This window comes from Halomonas cerina (genome assembly GCF_014192215.1).
GTDB classification, from domain to species: Bacteria; Pseudomonadota; Gammaproteobacteria; order Pseudomonadales; family Halomonadaceae; genus Halomonas; species Halomonas cerina.
The window spans coordinates 100,847-116,006 of sequence record NZ_JACHXP010000005.1 but is presented as its reverse complement, the minus strand read 5'-3'; the positions used below and the strand labels follow the sequence as shown (position 1 = coordinate 116,006).

The following is a 15,160-nucleotide window of genomic DNA, read 5'->3' as shown; positions in this document are numbered from 1 at the left end:
GCCTGCCATGACCGAGCCCACGCGGCCGACCACCGAGATCACCCTGCTCGAGCGCCACTACACGATCGCCTGTCCGCCCGACCAGCAGGACAAGCTCGAGCGGGCCGCCCGCTATCTGGACCGGGCCATGGCGGGCATTCATGCCCAGGGCAAGGTGATCGACCGGGAGAAGATCGCGATCATGGCCGCCTTGAACATCACCCACGAGTTGCTCGAGACCCTCGACACGCAGCGCGACGGGGAGCGCAGCCTGAGTGTGCTCAGCGAGCGCCTCGACCAGGTTCTAGCCGATGAGCCGAAGCGCTAGATGCGCAAACTGATCAGCCCTTTGGCCTGTCCCGCTGCCTCTGGTAGGATGAAGAAGTTCCCTGGGGTGTTTGCCAGTCGTTATCGTCCCTCGAGCCTATGCGCAATACCCAGGGGGCCACATGCTAGCCGGACCCGTGTGCATGTCCGTGCGACGGAAAGCCTGACGGTTCGGCTGCGGCCACCCACCTTGAACCAATGGGTTCAAGGGCCAGAACGACAGCGGCACTCTGGGGAACCTCATCCGACATGACCCACATGCAGGATACCGCCGCCCACGCCTCCCGTGACGCCGCCCGACGCGCCTTGCGGCGAGAGCTGCGGCGCCGCCGCCAACACCTGACTCGCCGGCAGCAGCGCGATGCCGCCATGCGGCTCTGCCATCGCCTGCGCCAGCTTCCCGAGGTTCGTCGGGCACACCGGGTCGCCCTCTACCTGCCCAACGACAGCGAGATCGATCCCAGGCCGTTGATCCCCTGGCTGTTGACGCGCCGCCGTACCAAGGTCTACCTGCCGGTCCTCAAGCCGCTCACCCATAACGCCTTGTGGTTCGTCCATTACCATGCCGGCACCCCCATGGTGAGCAACCGCTTCGGCATCCCCGAGCCCTGCACCCAGCATGGCGCCCATCGTGCCCGCCGCTTGCCGGCCTGGGCACTGGACGTGATCCTGCTGCCGCTGGTGGGCTTCGACGAGACGGGTCAGCGCATGGGCATGGGCGGAGGCTTCTACGACCGGACCCTGGCCTTCACCCGGGAAGGTGGCCCGCGTCCCCGGCTGATCGGCCTGGCCCATGACTGCCAGCGTGTCGAACGCCTGCCTGCCGCGCCCTGGGACGTGCCGCTGGATGCCATCGTCAGCGACATTCGGGTGGTCCGACCCTGATCCCCATGACGCGTTGCCAACACGCACGAGGCGGCCGATGCGTGGCATCGGCCGCCTCTTGTCATCCCGGAGCCGGGGGCTCGGCGAAAGCTTAGCTGCCCGACAGCGCCTGGGCATAGCCGGTCGCCACGACCCCGATAGCGAACAGCAGGACCAGGACCAGGACCAGATCGGGCTTGCGTTTCATCTCGTGCTTCCTTCGGTCATCACCGGGTTGATGTCGTCGGGCCGCGACTCCCCTGTCGGCGCTCGACGACATGAGACTAGCGGATGACCCGGGGTATGACAACCGTCATGTCCTCGACCTGAAACCGGCAAGATCGAGCACTAGACTAGTCAGGCCTCGGGCACGGATCAGGCTATTGCCAGGGTCACGCCATGAACAGGCGATAGGCCGGGTTATCGGACTCCTTCCAGTAGCGATAACCGATGGCATCGAAGTATTCCTCGACATGGGTCCGGTCGCCGTTGGGGACCTGCATCCCGACCAGCACCCGGCCATAGGCGGCCCCATGGTTGCGGTAGTGGAACAGCGAGATGTTCCAGTCATGAGGCAGGTGGGTGAGGAAGTTCATCAGCGCCCCGGGGCGCTCGGGGAACTCGAAGCGATAGACCTCTTCGTCGAAGTGTTCCTTGGGCCGGCCGCCGCCGAGGTGGCGGATATGCAGCTTGGCCAACTCGTTGTCGGTCAGGTCTTCCACCGGATAGCCGGCACCGCGCAGCTTGTCGATGACCGCCTGGCGGTCATCGCCACCGGGCTTGACCTGCACGCCGACGAAGATATGGGCATGGTCGGGATCCGCATAGCGGTAGTTGAACTCGGTGACCATGCGCTTGCCGATGGTCCGGCAGAACTTCTTGAAGCTGCCCGGCTTCTCGGGGATGGTCACCGCCAGGATGGCCTCGCGCTGCTCACCGAGTTCCGTGCGCTCGGCGATGTGCTGCAGGCGGTCGAAGTTGGTGTTGGCCCCGGAGTTGATGCACACCAGGGTCTCGCCCCGGACGCCCGTCTGCTGGATGTACTTCTTGAGGCCGGCGAGCGACAGGGCCCCGGAGGTCTCGGAAACCGCCCGGGTGTCCTCGAAGATGTCCTTGACCGCGGCACACATCTCGTCGGTGGTCACGGTGATGACGTCGTCGACCAGGCCGCGCAGGATCGAGAAGGGCATGTCGCCGATCTGGGCTACGGCCACCCCCTCGGCGAAGACCCCGACCTGGTCGAGCACCACCCGCTCACCGGCGTCCAGCGCCGCCTTGAGGCAGGCGCTGTCTTCCGATTCCACGCCGATCACCTTGATCTCCGGACGCAGGTACTTGACGTAGGCCGCCATGCCGGCGATCAGGCCCCCGCCGCCCACCGGCACGAAGATGGCGTCGATGGGGCCGGCATGCTGGCGCAGGATCTCCACGGCGATGGTGCCTTGCCCCGCGATGACGTCGATGTCATCGAACGGCGGGATATAGGTGTAGCCGTGCTCTTTGATCAGTTCCTGGGCGTGGGCGGCGGCCTCGGCGAAGGCATCCCCCTTGAGCACCACCTTCGCGCCCCGTGCCCGCACCGCGGCCACCTTGATCTCCGGGGTGATGCGCGGCATCACGATCACCGCCTTGACCCCCATCAGCCTGGCTGCCATGGCCAGCCCCTGCGCATGGTTGCCGGCCGAGGCGGCGATCACGCCCTTGGCCTTCTGCTCGTCGCTGAGCTGGGCCATCTTGTTGTAGGCCCCGCGGATCTTGAAGGAGAAAACCGGCTGCAGGTCTTCGCGCTTGATCAGGATCTGGTTATTGAAGCGACGGGAAAGGAAGGGGGCCGAGGAGATCGGCGTTTCCCGGGCGGCCTCGTAGACCCGGGCCTGGAGAATCTTCTTGACGGTGGCTTCTAGCATCCTGTTTTCCATGGGGTAACACGGCGAGAGTCGCCACGATCGGCGACGCGGGGAACCCCTATTGGTAGCATCCCCCGCGCCACGGCGTCCAGCACGAGCCCCTGCCATGGCCTATAATGGCGCGGCATTCGCCATCCTCCACCAAGCGAGCAGGACATGACCCAGGACGAACTCAAGGATGCCGTGGCGGCCGCCGCCATCGACGAGATCCGCCCCCTCCTCGGGCGCGACATCGTCATCGGCGTCGGCACCGGCTCCACCGCCAACCGCTTCATCGACCGGCTAGCCGCCCTGCGCGGCGACTTCCGCGGCGCCGTGGCCAGCTCCGAGGCCAGCGCCAAGCGCCTGCGTGACCATGGCATCGACGTCTTCGAGCTCAACGAAACCGGCACCCTCCCCGTCTATGTCGACGGCGCCGACGAAGTGAACGCTCACCTGCAGATGATCAAGGGCGGCGGCGCGGCCCTCACCCGAGAGAAGATCGTCGCCGCCTGCGCCGAGCGCTTCGTGTGCATCGCCGATGCCTCCAAGTTCGTCGAGCGGCTGGGCGATTTCCCGCTGCCGGTGGAGGTGATCCCCATGGCGCGCTCCTACGTCGCCCGGGAGCTGGTCAAGCTGGGTGCCGACCCGGTCTACCGCCAGGGCGTGGTCACCGACAACGGCAACCCGATACTCGACTGCTACGAGTTCATGATCGACGACCCGGTGGCCATGGAGGCCAGTATCAATGCCATCGTCGGGGTGGTGACCAACGGCCTGTTCGCCGCCCGCGGCGCCGACGTGCTGCTGCTGGGTACCGACCAGGGCGTACAGCGCCTGACGCCGCAGTAAGCGCTTACTTCGCCGGTAGAAGGCGCTCCAGGCCTTCCAGAGTTCGGGCCAGCGCCCCTCGATTGGCGGCCACCACCCGGCGTCCGGCCTCGGCCAGGCGGTGGCGCTCCCCCGCATCGCCGAACAGCCGGCCCAGTTCGGCGGCCAGGGCCTGAGCATCGGCCACCTCCACCAGGGCCTCGGCCTCGCGCAGGACCTCGGCGACATCGATAAAGTTGGCGAGTTCGGGTCCGGTGAGCACCGGCACCCCCAGGGCCGCGGGCTCGAGCAGGTTGTGGCCGCCAATCGGCACCAGGCTGCCGCCGACAAAGGCCAGGTCCGCCGCCCCGTAGAGCACGGGCAGCTCACCCATGGTATCGCCCAGATAGACGGCCGTGTCTGCATCCGGCCGTTCTCCCCGGGAACGACGCACCACCGCGAGTCCCGCTGCCTGGCACAACCCCGCCACGGCCTCGAAGCGCTGGGGGTGACGCGGTACCAGGATCAGCAGGACCTCGGGCAGCGTCTCGCGGAGTCGCGCCTGGGCCGCCAGTACCGCCTCGTCCTCGCCGGGATGGGTCGAGCCGGCCACCCAGATGGCCCGGTCGCCGAGCACCCGACGCAAGCGCTCACTCACCGTGCGGGCCTCCTCATCCTCGGCGATATCGAACTTCAGCGATCCCACCACCTCGCTGCGCGATGCTTGCATACCCAGCGCCTGGAAGCGCTCGGCGTCGGCCACCGACTTGGCGGCCAGCCAGTCGACATGGCCGAGCGCCTCGGCCATTAGTGGCCGCAGGCGGCGATAGCCCCGGTAGGCGCGGGGTGAGAGGCGGCCATTGACCACCGCCACCGGCACACCGGCACGCTCACAGGCCGCCAGTAGATTGGGCCACAGCTCGGTCTCGAAGAAGATCGCCAGGGCGGGCCGCAGACGGGTGACGAAACGGCGGGCGGCGCCGGACAAGTCCAGCGGCACGAAGTGATGACGCACCGCGCATTCAGCGCCCGATACCCGGGCGTTTTCAGCCAGTGCCAGTACCCGCTCGGCCCCGGTGGCGGTCATGGTGGTGATCACCAGACGGTGGTCGGGATGGCGTTCCCGCAGGGCGCGGATCAGCGGGCGGGCGGCCTGGACCTCGCCCACCGAGGCGCAGTGCAGCCAGATCACGCGCTCGCCATCGGGGGAGGCGGGGATCAAGCCCAGGCGCTCCCGCCGTGAGCAGCCGGGCCGCTGCTCCCGCCAGACCCGGCGCCAGATCAGCGGCGAGAGCAGCCAGAGCACGGATGAGTAAAGCCAGCGGGCCCAGGGGCGAGCAGGGGTCATCACGTCTCGCGATCGAGGATGGTGGCGATCATCGCCGTGGTGGAGACCCCGTCCTCGAAGCCGAGCACCTTCACCTCGCCGCCGGCGGCGCGCACGGCCTCACCACCGGCGATCTGCTCGGGCCGGTAGTCACCCCCCTTGACCAGCACGTCGGGCAGCACCGCCTCGATCAGCCGCTGGGGTGTGTCCTCGGCGAAGGCCACCACCCAGTCCACGGCCCCGAGACCGGCCAGCACCTGCATGCGCCGGTGCAGCGGGTTGATGGGCCGCTTGGGCCCCTTGAGCCGGGCGATGGAGGCATCGTCGTTGACCGCCACGATGAGGCGATCGCCGAGTTGGCGGGCATGCTCCAGGTAGGCCACGTGGCCGGCATGCAGGATGTCGAAGCAGCCGTTGGTCATCACCACCCGTTCACCGCGGGCCTGGGCGGCGCGTACCGCCTGCACCAGCGGCGCCGCCTCGATGACGCCGAACTCGGCCAGTTTGTCGCCGTGCAGGGCGGTATAGAGCTCGGCGATGGACAGGGTCGCGGTGCCCGGCTTCGCCACCACCAGGCCGGCGGCCAGGTTGGCGAGGGTCATCGCCTCGGGGAAGCCGTGGCCGGCGGCGAGCGCCAAGCCCAGCACGCCGATCACGGTGTCGCCGGCGCCGGTGACGTCATACACCTCTCGGGCCCGAGTCGGCAGGTGCAGCGGTTCGTGGCCCTCGCGGATCAGGGTCATGCCCTTCTCGCTGCGGGTGATCAGCAGCGCCTCGAGCTCCAGCTCGGCGCGCAGCGCCTCGCCCTTGGCGGCGAGGATCTCGTCGTTCGGGCAGGGGCCCACGACCGCCTCGAGCTCGGCCAGGTTGGGGGTGATCACGCTGGCCCCCCGGTAGCGGCGGAAGTCACTGCCCTTGGGATCCACCAGCACGCGCTTGCCGGTACGGCGCATCTCCGGAATCACCGTCTCGACGTTGGTCAGGGTCCCCTTGCCGTAGTCCGAGAGAATGATCAGATCGAAGTTGTCGGTGGCCTCGATCAGCCGCGGCGCCAGCGCGCTGGTGTCGATCCGGTCCAGCCCTTCTTCGAAGTCGAGGCGAATCAGCTGCTGGTTGCGGCTCATCACCCTGAGCTTGGTGATGGTCGGCATGCCGGGCGTGCGGTGGAAGTGCGTGCTCACGCCCACCTCTTCCAGGCGCGCCGTGAGGCGATCGGCGTTGTCATCGTCGCCGACCAGACCGGCCAGCGCCGCGTGCCCCCCCAGCGAGGCGATGTTGAGCGCCACGTTGGCTGCCCCGCCGGGGCGGTCCTCGGCCTCTTCGACCCGCACTACCGGCACCGGTGCCTCGGGCGAGATCCGGAAGGTGCCGCCATGCCAATAGCGATCGAGCATGACGTCGCCCACCACCAGCACGCGGGAGCGTTCGAGCGCGGTCAGATCAAGCTTCATCGGGAGACTCCGTTTCCTTGCGGGTCGGGGAGGCGGCGAGCACCGCCTCGAGGCATGCGATCACATCATCGGCGCGAATCAGCGACATGGCATCGGGATGGCGTACCCGCTGCCCCCAGGCGATGGTCGCCGGATCCTCGTGGAGGAACTCGCGCACCGCGTCGGGATAGCGATTCACCACGTAGTCTCGCCAGCAGTAGGGGCCGGCCCGGTCCAGGTTGGTCGTGGCGTAGAGGCCGACCACCGGCGTGGCCAGCGCATTGGCCATATGCACCGGCCCCGAATCCGGGGCGACCACGGCCCGGGCCCGGGCAATCAGCGCCAGCAGACCCTTCAGTGAGGTGTTGCCGATGGCGTCGATCACCGCACCGGGCTGACCAAGCGCCTGGATGCGGCTTCCCATCTCGCGCTCCTGGGTGCTGCCGCCGCCGGTGAGCACCGTCGTCAGGCCGTGCTGCACCCAGGCATGCTCGATCACCGCCGCATAGCCCTCGGCGGACCAGTTGCGATAGTTGCGCAGCCGGGGATTGGCGCAGGGGCTCATCAGCAGGTAGGGCGCCTCGCCGGTCAGCGCCGCGGCCTCCTCACGGGCGGCGTCGGGGATCGGCAGGTCCCAGGCCAGGGAGAGATCCTCGACGCCCAGCAGCCGGGCGAAGTCGAGAAAGGACTCCAGGACATGGGCCCGGGGATGCGGCGCGAGCTGGCGATGGGTGAACCAGTGCTGGGCGTCCTTGGCCCGAGCCTTGTCGTAGCCGACCCGCACGTCCGCCTTGAGCCCCAGCGAGAGCACGCTGGCCCGCAGCGCCTGCTGCATGTGCAGCAGCACATCGAAGCGGGTATCCGCGAGACGCCGCCACAGCGCGCGCATGCCGGCAAGCCCGGTGGTCTTGTCGTAGACCACGAACTCGACCCCGGAAAGGCCGGCCAGTAGACTGTGCTCGCCCTTGCCGATGATCCAGGTGATCCGTGCCTCGGGCCACTGGCGCTGCAGGGCACGCACCGTCGGTACCAGGTTGCAGACATCGCCCAGGGCGGAGAGTCGCAGCACGCCGATATGCACTGGTCGGGCGGGCAGAGGATGCTTCATGCGGTTGGCAACGTATCGAACGGGAAAGGTTTTCATTCTATATGATGCGGACAGTTTATGTGACGCCAGCGGGGCGCCACAAATCGGCCCGTCGACCTTCGACCCCGACCACTGGCGTCGGGCAGGGCGGGTCATCGGCGAGGCCCCGGGTCGCGGGGCCAGCCTGTTCCTCGCTCCCGGCCCGCCCGTAGCGAATACCGAGTGGGTGTTGCGCCCCTACCGGCGTGGCGGCCTTGTCGCCCGCCTCAGCGAGTCCCGTTACCTGTGGACAGGGGTCGAGCGCACACGGGCCTTTCGTGAACTTCGCCTGACCGCCGAGCTCTTCACCCTCGACCTGCCCGTGCCCCGGCCGGTGGCCGCCGGCGTGACCCGCCATGGCCTCACCTATCAGGCTGCGCTGATCACCGCGCGCATCCTCGGCGCCCGGGCCCTGGCCGAGCGGCTGGCGAGCGGCGAGGCCGATGCGGGCCTGCTGCGAGAGGTGGGCCGCACGGTGCGCCGGTTCCACGATGCCGGCCTCGACCATGTGGACCTCAACGCCCGCAACCTGCTCATCGACCACGAGGACCGAGTCTGGCTGATTGACCTGGACCGCTGCCGGCGGCGTCGCCCCGGCCCCTGGCGACAGGCCAACCTCGACCGGCTGGCCCGTTCGCTGGCCAAGTTCGAGGCCGAACCGGCCATGGCCGACATTCGCCAGGGCTACACGGCGCCCGCCTGAGCCGCCACGGGGGAGGCTAGGCGGCAGGCTCGCCGGCGTATTCCCCCACCAGCGCACGGATATGGGTCTCGAGGGTGAAGGCCGCGAGCACCCTCGCCCGGCCGGCCTGGCCCAGCCGATGCTGCATTGCAGTATCGGCGGCAAGCTCGCCCAGGGCCTCGGCCCAGGCCTCGGGATCCTCGGGGGCGACCAGGCGTCCGGCCGTGGCGTCGAGCAGTTCGGGAATCGCCCCGCTGTCGGCCCCCACCACCGGCCTGGCGGCGGCCATGGCCTCGATCACGGTGAGGCCGAAGGCCTCGTTGCGCGACGGCACGCAGACGATATCCAGGGCCGCGAGGCAGCGCGGCAGGTCGCCTCGAAAACCGGCGAAGCTGACCCGCTCGGTGAGCCCCAGGGCCGCCACCCGCTCACGCAGCTTCGCGACGAAGACCTCGTTACTGCCCTCGCCGGCGCCGAGCCCGCCGATCAGCACGCCGTGCCAGGCCAGCGTGGGCCGCGCCTCGACCAGCCGGGCCAGCGCCTCGACCCAGACCGCCTGACCCTTGCCCGGGGTGATCCGCCCCGGCAGGCCGATGGCGACCGCGCCCTCCGGCACGCCCAGCTCGGCGCGCAGCGCCCGACGCTCATCCGCGGCAAGGCCGGCGACATAGGGCGAGGGGTCGATACCGAGATAGAGCCGGCGGATGCGCTCGGGGCGGAGCGGGAAGGCCCGCAGGTTGCGGGCCCGCGTGGTCTCGCTGATCGAGAACAGCCGGGTCAGCCGTCCATAGGCCCAGCGGTGGTAGGGATCCTTTTTGGGCCGGGTCACGCCCATGTGGTCGGTGAAGAACAGCCTGAGTTCGGGCCGGAGCGTCGCCAGCAGCGCGCCCAGGCGCAAGTCGCTGGACTTGTGGCAGTGCAGCACCCGAATCTCGTGGACCTTCAGGTAGGCGAGGATCCGTCCGACCCGCCATAGCGCCCTGCCCCGGGAGGGCACGGTCAAGGGGGTGATGCCCGCCTCGACGAAGCTCTCGGCCACCCAAGAGCCCTCCAACGCCAGGCCATGGGCCTGCCACCCCTGACGGGCCAGCTCGGGTATAATCCGGGCAGGATACATTTCCAGTCCGCCCCAGCCGTCTGAGAGGCAGAGATGCATCACCCTGTGCGACCTGCATGCGTGCGACACGGGGTCTCTCCATTGCGGTATCGGGGCTTTGGAGCCCAGATGACGTTAACCTCCGCCGCCCCATCGTCAGCCCCCAGGATCCTGGTGGTACGCAACGACAAGCTCGGCGATTTCATGCTGGCCTGGCCGGCGCTGGCATGCCTCAAGGCAGCCCGCCCTGCCCCCCACGTCAGCGTGCTGGTGCCCGCCTACACGGCGCCCATGGCACGCCTTTGCCCCTGGATCGACGAGGTCGTCCTCGACCCGGGCGACGGCGCCGGACGCGACGCCCAGCGCGACCTGCTGGCTCGCTTAAAGGTGGGTCGCTTCGATGCCCTGCTGACCCTGTTCTCCACACCCCGCATCGGCTGGCTTTGCTGGCGCGCCGGGATCCCCCTGCGCCTGGCCCCGGCCACCAAGTGGGCGCAGGTATTCTATAACCGTCGCGTCACCCAGCGCCGGTCCCGATCCGAGAAGCCCGAGTACCGCTACAACCTCGAGCTGGCCGAGGCCCTGCTGAACGCGCTGGACATCACCCTGCCGCCACGCCCGGTGCCCCCCTACTGGCCGCTGCCGGCGGTTACGCGCGAGAGAGAGCGCCAGCGACTCGGCGAAGCGCTGGCACTGGAGGGCGCTTGCCCCTGGGTCTTTCTGCATGCCGGCAGCGGCGGCTCGGCGGTCAATCTCTCGACCGACCAGTATGCTACTCTGGCGCGTCGTATCGACGCGCGACTGGGAGGGGCGGGCAAGGCACGCCCGGCCTGGCTGCTCACCGCCGGCCCCGGCGAGGAGAGCGCCGCCGATGCCCTGCACGCCCGCCTCGTCGAGGCCGGCCTGGAGGCCCATCGCCCGCCCCCCAGCCCGGGGCTCGATGCCTTCGCCATGAGCCTTTCGGCGGCGGATCTGTTTATCGCCGGCTCCACCGGCCCGCTGCATATCGCCGGCTGCCTGAACGTGGTCACCGCCGGCTTCTACCCGGCTCGACGCTCGGCGACCCCGCTACGCTGGCAGACCTGCAATGCTGAGGAACGCCGCCTAGCCTTCTGCCCGCCGGCCGGCGCCGGCGAGCGGGACATGACGAGCATCGACCTCGAGGCCGCGGCCGGCCAGATCGCCGCACGCCTGACGCCCCTCACGACCCGCGAGACGACCCCATGACGCCGATCACCGGAATCATCATCACGCTCAACGAGGCGGACAACATCGCCGCCTGCATCGCCTCGCTGCAGTCGGTCTGTGACGAGATCCTGGTCGTGGACTCCGGCAGCCAGGACGACACCGTGGCGATCGCCCAGCGTGAAGGCGCCAGCGTCCTCCATCAGCCCTATCTCGGCGACGGACCGCAGAAGGCCTTCGCCGTCCCTCAGGCCAAACATGACTGGATCCTGGCACTGGACGCCGACGAGCGCCTCGAGGATGATGCCGTCGCGGCCATCCGCGGCCTGGCCCTCGACGATGCGCGCCAGGCCTATCGCTTCAACCGCCGCAACTTCGCCGGCCACCATTGGATCAAGGCCGCCGGCTTCTACCCGGATCCGGTCACCCGGCTCTACAACCGCACCACCTCGGGCTACCTGCCGAAGAAGGCGCACTCCTCGGTCGCCGCCCCCGCGGTGGTCGATACCGGTGCGCATATTCGCCACTTCACCTATCGCGACCTGTCCCACTGGATCCAGCGCATCGATGCGCTCTCGAGCCGCGATGCCTGGGCCATGAAGGAGGGTGGCAAGGGTCCTTCGGCCTGGCGACCGACCCTGCACGCCGCCAGCGCCATGCTCCGCAAGCTGGTCTTCAAGGGGGGCCTGCTTCAGGGGCAGGATGGCATGACCGTGGCCATGACCACGGCGTTTCATGCCTACATGAAGTATGCCAAGCTCAACGAGTTGCACGAGAACGAGCGGGCTCGCGATGCCTCCGACCATGGCTAGAACCGCTACGCCTCTCCTCCCTCCCCGCTGGTGGGCCCTGCTGATGATCGGCCTGTGCCTAGGGTTCGGGCTGACCACCCTGACCCGGCTGCCGACCTGGAGTCTGGTGCCGGTGGCCGGCGCCTGGCTGCTGCTGGCGTATCGGCTTCGCTGGGGCGCTCCCTTGGCGGCCAGCGAGCCGGTACGCGTCTGGCCCTGGTCGCTGCTGCCCATCGCCCTGTGGGGCGTCTATGTCTATCTGGCCGACAGCTTCGGCGAGGTCGACCTCGGAGCGGTCTTCTTCCATCTCCAGGCCGGCATGAGCGGACACGGCGGCGGCGGGCGCATCGTGGCCGCCGTGCTCTACACCCTGGGCATGCTGTTGCTGCTGGCCGCCGTCACCTGGCTGGTCCGGGTCGATCACCGCTGGCGCCGGGGGGAGCGGATCGCGGCCCTGGTGCTACTGGCGAGCAATCCCATGCTCTACGGCATCGGCCAGCGGGGGGCAGCCATCATCATCGAGGAAGGTGCCTGGCTCGATCGCCAGTACGTGCCGCCGGTGCTGCTCGAAGCGCCGTCGTCTCCCCCCAACCTGCTGCTGCTCTATCTGGAAAGCCTCGAGCGGACCTATGCCGACCGTGATCGCTTTGGCGACGCCTACGCGCCCCTGACGACCCTGGGGGAGCGTGCCGTGGTCTTCGAGGGGGTGCGCCAGATGGACAACACCGGCTGGACCATGGCCGGCATGATCGCCAGCCAGTGCGGCACGCCGCTGATGCCCGCCGGCCTGCTCCACGATACCCAGTTCGAGCCGTTGGGCCAGGTCGTGCCGGGGGTGGACTGCCTGGGCGACCTGCTGGCAGGGCACGGCTACGCGTTGACCTACATGGGCGGCGCCAGCACCCGCTTCGCCGGCAAGGGCGACTTCTATCGCGATCACGGCTTCTCCCGAGTATTGGGTCGCGAGGAGCTCTCGCCGCGTCTCGAGGACCCGGATTACCTCAACAGCTGGGGGCTCTACGACGACAGCCTCTATGACCTGACCGTCGCGGAAATCCGTCGCCTGGAGGCCCAGGGACGCCCCTGGGGGCTGGTCAACCTCAGCATCTCCGGCCATGCACCCAACGGCTACCCGGCTCGCGCCTGCCGGGAGCGGCAGGGCGAGTACGACGGTGTCGACATCCTCTACGCGGTGGAGTGCTCGGCATGGCTGACTCGCCGCCTGGTCGAGCGGCTCGAGGCCAAGGGGCTTTTGGAGAACACCCTGGTGGTGATCGCCAGCGACCACCTGACCATGCGAGTCTCGGCCTGGGAGCAGCTGACGGCAGGCCAGCGGGACAACACCTTCATGCTGATCGGCGAGGACCTGGCGCCCCGGCGGACCCGGGTGCAAGCCACGACCATGGATATTCTGCCCACGGTGCTCGAGGCCATGGGCTTCACCATCGACTGGCACCGCGCGGGGCTCGGCGTCTCGCTGCTCTCGGAAGAGCCGACGCTTGCCGAGGAGTATGGCCTCGAGACGCTCAATGCCCGGTTGAAGGAGGAAACCGCCCTGCAGCAACGTCTCTGGGAGGGACTGGCCCCTCAGGCGCCCTCATCGGCCTCCCCCGGCGAGGCGTCGGCCAAGGGGGGCGAGTCACCGCCGATTCCCTAACCATCCATCGCCGCCAGCACCCGTGCGGGCAACAGATGGTTCAGGCAATTGTGGTGACCCAGCGGGCAGGTGCGCTGGAAGCAGGGCGAGCACGACAGCGCCAGGTAGTGAATCTCGGCATTGTCGGTCAGCGGCGGCGTATAGGCCGGTGAGGAGGAGCCGTAGAGGGCCTGCACGCGGGAGCCCACCGCCGCCGCCACATGCATCAGTCCCGAGTCGTTGGTCACCACCTGCTCACAGTCCCCGAGCAGGTCCACGGCGTCTTCCAGGCGCGTCTCGCCACACAGGTTGTGGGCGTGTGTCAGTCCGCTCACGATCGCCTCGCCCGCGGCATGGTCCTTGGGCCCGCCCAGCACGCGGATCTCGAAGCCCTGCTCGATCAGCCGTGCGGCCAGCTTGTGAAAATAGGCCAGCGGCCACTGCTTGGCGGGCCCGTACTCGGCCCCCGGCATCATGCCGATGGCTGGCCGGGCCGCCAGTCCATGGCGCTGCTGCAGGGCGGCCAGGTTCTTCGGGTCGATCCGCAGGGCGGGTCGAGGAATGGCGAAATCCCCCCGCGCGGCCTCCTCGGCCGACAGCCCCAGAGCCACGAAGCGCTTCACGGTCTGGTCCAGCACCGCCTTGTCGAGGCGGCGGCGGTCGTTGAGCAGCCCATAGCGCTGTTCCCCGGTGAAGCCGCTGCGCCGGGGAATGCGCGCCAGGAAGGGCACCAGCGCCGACTTCCAGGAACGCGGCAACACGATGGCCCGGTCGAACCGCCCCCTGAGCGAGGCGGCCAGGCGACGCCGTGCCGACCAACCGAACTCACCGTGGCCCACTGCCAGTTCGGCTACCTCGTCGACCTCGGCCATGCGCTCGAGGATGGGACGCGACCAGCCGGGCGCCACCACGCCGATCCGGCCGCGCGGGTGGCGGGCCTTGAGGGTCTTGAACAGGCTCTGGGCCATGACCATGTCGCCCACCCAGGAAGGCCCGACGACCAGGATACGCTCGCCTCCCTCCTCCCGCCGCTGTGGTGCCTCAGCCATTCAGCCACTCCAGATAGGCGCGCACTCCCTGAGCCACGGTGCGAAACGCGCGATCATAGCCCGCCTCACGCAGTCGGGTGATGTCGGCGCGGGTATAGCTCTGGTAACGCCCCTTGAGCTCCTCGGGGAACTCGATGTACTCGATCTCGCCACGCCCGTAATAATCGATCACCGCCTCGCCGATGGCCTTGAAGGGCTCGGCCCGCCCGGTGCCCAAGTTGAAGATCCCTGAGGCCTCGGGATGGTCGAGGAACCACAGGTTGACGTCCACCACGTCGCCCACGTAGATGAAGTCGCGGCTCTGCATGCCGGCGTCATAACCATCCCAGGCGCCGAACAGCCGCAGATTGCCGCCGTCACGGACCTGAGTGTGGTGGTGGTAGGCCACGCTGGCCATCTTGCCCTTGTGCTGCTCGCGGGGCCCATAGACATTGAAGTAACGAAAGCCCACCACCTGGCTGCCGAAGGTGTCATGACGGGCCCGTACATACTGGTCGAAGAGCAGCTTGGAGTAGCCGTAGACGTTGAGCGGCTTCTCGTGCTCCGGCGCCTCGACGAACACCTCGCTGCCGCCATAGGTGGCCGCCGAGGAGGCATAGAGGAAGGGGATCCGCTCACGCTGGCAGAAGTGCAGCAGCACCTTCGAGTACTCGAAGTTGTTGTCGAGCATGAAGCGACCGTCCCACTCGGTGGTGTCCGAGCAGGCCCCCTCGTGGAAGATCGCCTCGATGGGCGGCAGGTGGGACGGCTCCCCGTTCAAGGCCGCCTTGACCCGGGCCAGGAAGTCATCCTTGTCCAGGTAGTCACCGAGGGTACAGTCGGCGAGGTTGACGAACTTGGTGCCGTCGCTGAGGTCGTCGACCACCAGCACGTCGTCGTGGCCGCGGGCATTGAGTGCCTTGACCAGATTCGAGCCGATGAAGCCGGCCCCGCCTGTCACTACGATCATGGAGATTCCTCTATATGCCGAGC

Annotated in this window: 14 protein-coding genes and 1 other RNA gene; 8 read left to right on the top strand and 7 right to left on the bottom strand. The window is 68.6% G+C overall.

Translation table 11 applies throughout. The features are described from left to right. Nucleotides 1-7: 7 nt before the first annotated feature. The 3 genes from FHR94_RS06670 to FHR94_RS06660 all read left to right on the top strand — a co-directional run bounded on the left by FHR94_RS06670 (nucleotide 8) and on the right by FHR94_RS06660 (nucleotide 1,191). Nucleotides 8-307 (top strand): cell division protein ZapA, encoded by a 300-nt coding sequence (locus FHR94_RS06670; RefSeq protein ID WP_183324847.1) that lies wholly within the window; start codon nucleotides 8-10, stop codon nucleotides 305-307. Between the two features lie 55 nt (nucleotides 308-362). After that, nucleotides 363-547: non-coding RNA, 6S RNA (gene ssrS, locus FHR94_RS06665), on the top strand. 8 nt (nucleotides 548-555) lie between these two features. Continuing rightward, entirely contained in the window at nucleotides 556-1,191 is a 636-nt protein-coding gene (locus FHR94_RS06660; RefSeq protein ID WP_183324846.1) for a 5-formyltetrahydrofolate cyclo-ligase, read from the top strand. A gap of 371 nt (nucleotides 1,192-1,562) precedes the next feature. Here the strand turns inward: FHR94_RS06660 and ilvA are convergent, their stop codons facing one another. Continuing rightward, complete coding sequence (ilvA, locus tag FHR94_RS06655) at nucleotides 1,563-3,077, bottom strand: threonine ammonia-lyase, biosynthetic (RefSeq protein ID WP_183324845.1); 1,515 nt, start codon at nucleotides 3,075-3,077, stop codon at nucleotides 1,563-1,565. A gap of 156 nt (nucleotides 3,078-3,233) precedes the next feature. On the opposite strand from ilvA, the gene rpiA reads away from it, so the two are divergent. Continuing rightward, nucleotides 3,234-3,908, top strand: a complete 675-nt coding sequence (gene rpiA / locus FHR94_RS06650) for a ribose-5-phosphate isomerase RpiA (RefSeq protein WP_183324844.1) — start codon at nucleotides 3,234-3,236, stop codon at nucleotides 3,906-3,908. A gap of 4 nt (nucleotides 3,909-3,912) precedes the next feature. Here rpiA and waaA read toward each other — a convergent pair whose 3' ends face one another. From waaA to FHR94_RS06635, 3 genes are read right to left on the bottom strand one after another with little or no spacing between them, the layout of a single operon-like run. Next, nucleotides 3,913-5,214 carry a lipid IV(A) 3-deoxy-D-manno-octulosonic acid transferase gene (gene waaA, locus FHR94_RS06645; protein WP_183324843.1) on the bottom strand — a complete coding sequence of 434 codons (1,302 nt, stop codon included), beginning with the start codon at nucleotides 5,212-5,214 and terminating at the stop codon, nucleotides 3,913-3,915. Beyond that, a complete protein-coding gene (gene hldE / locus FHR94_RS06640; protein WP_183324842.1) occupies nucleotides 5,214-6,644 on the bottom strand; it encodes a bifunctional D-glycero-beta-D-manno-heptose-7-phosphate kinase/D-glycero-beta-D-manno-heptose 1-phosphate adenylyltransferase HldE in 1,431 nt (476 codons plus the stop codon). The genes waaA and hldE overlap by 1 nt, the downstream gene beginning before the upstream one ends. Beyond that, the gene (locus tag FHR94_RS06635) at nucleotides 6,634-7,731 is read right to left on the bottom strand and encodes a glycosyltransferase family 9 protein (protein WP_183324841.1); all 1,098 of its coding nucleotides are present in this window, start codon (nucleotides 7,729-7,731) and stop codon (nucleotides 6,634-6,636) included. Before FHR94_RS06635 ends, hldE begins: the two co-directional genes overlap by 11 nt. Between FHR94_RS06635 and FHR94_RS06630 the strand changes: the two genes are divergently transcribed. Further along, complete coding sequence (locus FHR94_RS06630; RefSeq protein ID WP_183324840.1) at nucleotides 7,730-8,452, top strand: 3-deoxy-D-manno-octulosonic acid kinase; 723 nt, start codon at nucleotides 7,730-7,732, stop codon at nucleotides 8,450-8,452. The genes FHR94_RS06635 and FHR94_RS06630 overlap by 2 nt on opposite strands. A 16-nt stretch (nucleotides 8,453-8,468) precedes the next feature. Here the strand turns inward: FHR94_RS06630 and FHR94_RS06625 are convergent, their stop codons facing one another. Continuing rightward, on the bottom strand, nucleotides 8,469-9,587 hold the full coding sequence (locus FHR94_RS06625) for a glycosyltransferase family 4 protein (protein ID WP_183324981.1): 1,119 nt from the start codon (nucleotides 9,585-9,587) through the stop codon (nucleotides 8,469-8,471). Nucleotides 9,588-9,656: 69 nt separating this feature from the next. Between FHR94_RS06625 and FHR94_RS06620 the strand changes: the two genes are divergently transcribed. The 3 genes from FHR94_RS06620 to FHR94_RS06610 are packed head-to-tail and all read left to right on the top strand — an operon-like array spanning nucleotide 9,657 to nucleotide 13,160. After that, nucleotides 9,657-10,754 carry a glycosyltransferase family 9 protein gene (locus FHR94_RS06620; RefSeq protein ID WP_183324839.1) on the top strand — a complete coding sequence of 366 codons (1,098 nt, stop codon included), beginning with the start codon at nucleotides 9,657-9,659 and terminating at the stop codon, nucleotides 10,752-10,754. Next, nucleotides 10,751-11,524 carry a glycosyltransferase family 2 protein gene (locus tag FHR94_RS06615; RefSeq protein WP_183324838.1) on the top strand — a complete coding sequence of 258 codons (774 nt, stop codon included), beginning with the start codon at nucleotides 10,751-10,753 and terminating at the stop codon, nucleotides 11,522-11,524. Before FHR94_RS06620 ends, FHR94_RS06615 begins: the two co-directional genes overlap by 4 nt. Further along, entirely contained in the window at nucleotides 11,517-13,160 is a 1,644-nt protein-coding gene (locus tag FHR94_RS06610) for a sulfatase-like hydrolase/transferase (RefSeq protein ID WP_183324837.1), read from the top strand. Before FHR94_RS06615 ends, FHR94_RS06610 begins: the two co-directional genes overlap by 8 nt. Here FHR94_RS06610 and waaF read toward each other — a convergent pair. Next, nucleotides 13,157-14,188, bottom strand: a complete 1,032-nt coding sequence (waaF, locus tag FHR94_RS06605; protein WP_183324836.1) for a lipopolysaccharide heptosyltransferase II — start codon at nucleotides 14,186-14,188, stop codon at nucleotides 13,157-13,159. The two genes, FHR94_RS06610 and waaF, sit on opposite strands and share 4 nt — an antisense overlap. After that, a complete protein-coding gene (rfaD, locus tag FHR94_RS06600; protein ID WP_183324835.1) occupies nucleotides 14,181-15,137 on the bottom strand; it encodes an ADP-glyceromanno-heptose 6-epimerase in 957 nt (318 codons plus the stop codon). The genes waaF and rfaD overlap by 8 nt, the downstream gene beginning before the upstream one ends. Between the last annotated feature and the right edge of the window lie 23 nt (nucleotides 15,138-15,160).

Bases quoted from the DNA above. Each gene is read 5' to 3' on its own strand.
- waaF (WP_183324836.1), bottom strand. From the start codon at position 14,188: ATGGCTGAGGCACCACAGCGGCGGGAGGAGGGAGGCGAGCGTATCCTG.
- hldE (WP_183324842.1), bottom strand. From the start codon at position 6,644: ATGAAGCTTGATCTGACCGCGCTCGAACGCTCCCGCGTGCTGGTGGTG.
- FHR94_RS06610 (WP_183324837.1), top strand. From the start codon at position 11,517: ATGGCTAGAACCGCTACGCCTCTCCTCCCTCCCCGCTGGTGGGCCCTG.
- FHR94_RS06660 (WP_183324846.1), top strand. From the start codon at position 556: ATGACCCACATGCAGGATACCGCCGCCCACGCCTCCCGTGACGCCGCC.
- waaA (WP_183324843.1), bottom strand. From the start codon at position 5,214: ATGACCCCTGCTCGCCCCTGGGCCCGCTGGCTTTACTCATCCGTGCTC.
- rpiA (WP_183324844.1), top strand. From the start codon at position 3,234: ATGACCCAGGACGAACTCAAGGATGCCGTGGCGGCCGCCGCCATCGAC.
- FHR94_RS06615 (WP_183324838.1), top strand. From the start codon at position 10,751: ATGACGCCGATCACCGGAATCATCATCACGCTCAACGAGGCGGACAAC.
- FHR94_RS06635 (WP_183324841.1), bottom strand. From the start codon at position 7,731: ATGAAGCATCCTCTGCCCGCCCGACCAGTGCATATCGGCGTGCTGCGA.
- ilvA (WP_183324845.1), bottom strand. From the start codon at position 3,077: ATGCTAGAAGCCACCGTCAAGAAGATTCTCCAGGCCCGGGTCTACGAG.
- FHR94_RS06625 (WP_183324981.1), bottom strand. From the start codon at position 9,587: ATGCATCTCTGCCTCTCAGACGGCTGGGGCGGACTGGAAATGTATCCT.
- FHR94_RS06670 (WP_183324847.1), top strand. From the start codon at position 8: ATGACCGAGCCCACGCGGCCGACCACCGAGATCACCCTGCTCGAGCGC.
- FHR94_RS06630 (WP_183324840.1), top strand. From the start codon at position 7,730: ATGCGGTTGGCAACGTATCGAACGGGAAAGGTTTTCATTCTATATGAT.
- rfaD (WP_183324835.1), bottom strand. From the start codon at position 15,137: ATGATCGTAGTGACAGGCGGGGCCGGCTTCATCGGCTCGAATCTGGTC.
- FHR94_RS06620 (WP_183324839.1), top strand. From the start codon at position 9,657: ATGACGTTAACCTCCGCCGCCCCATCGTCAGCCCCCAGGATCCTGGTG.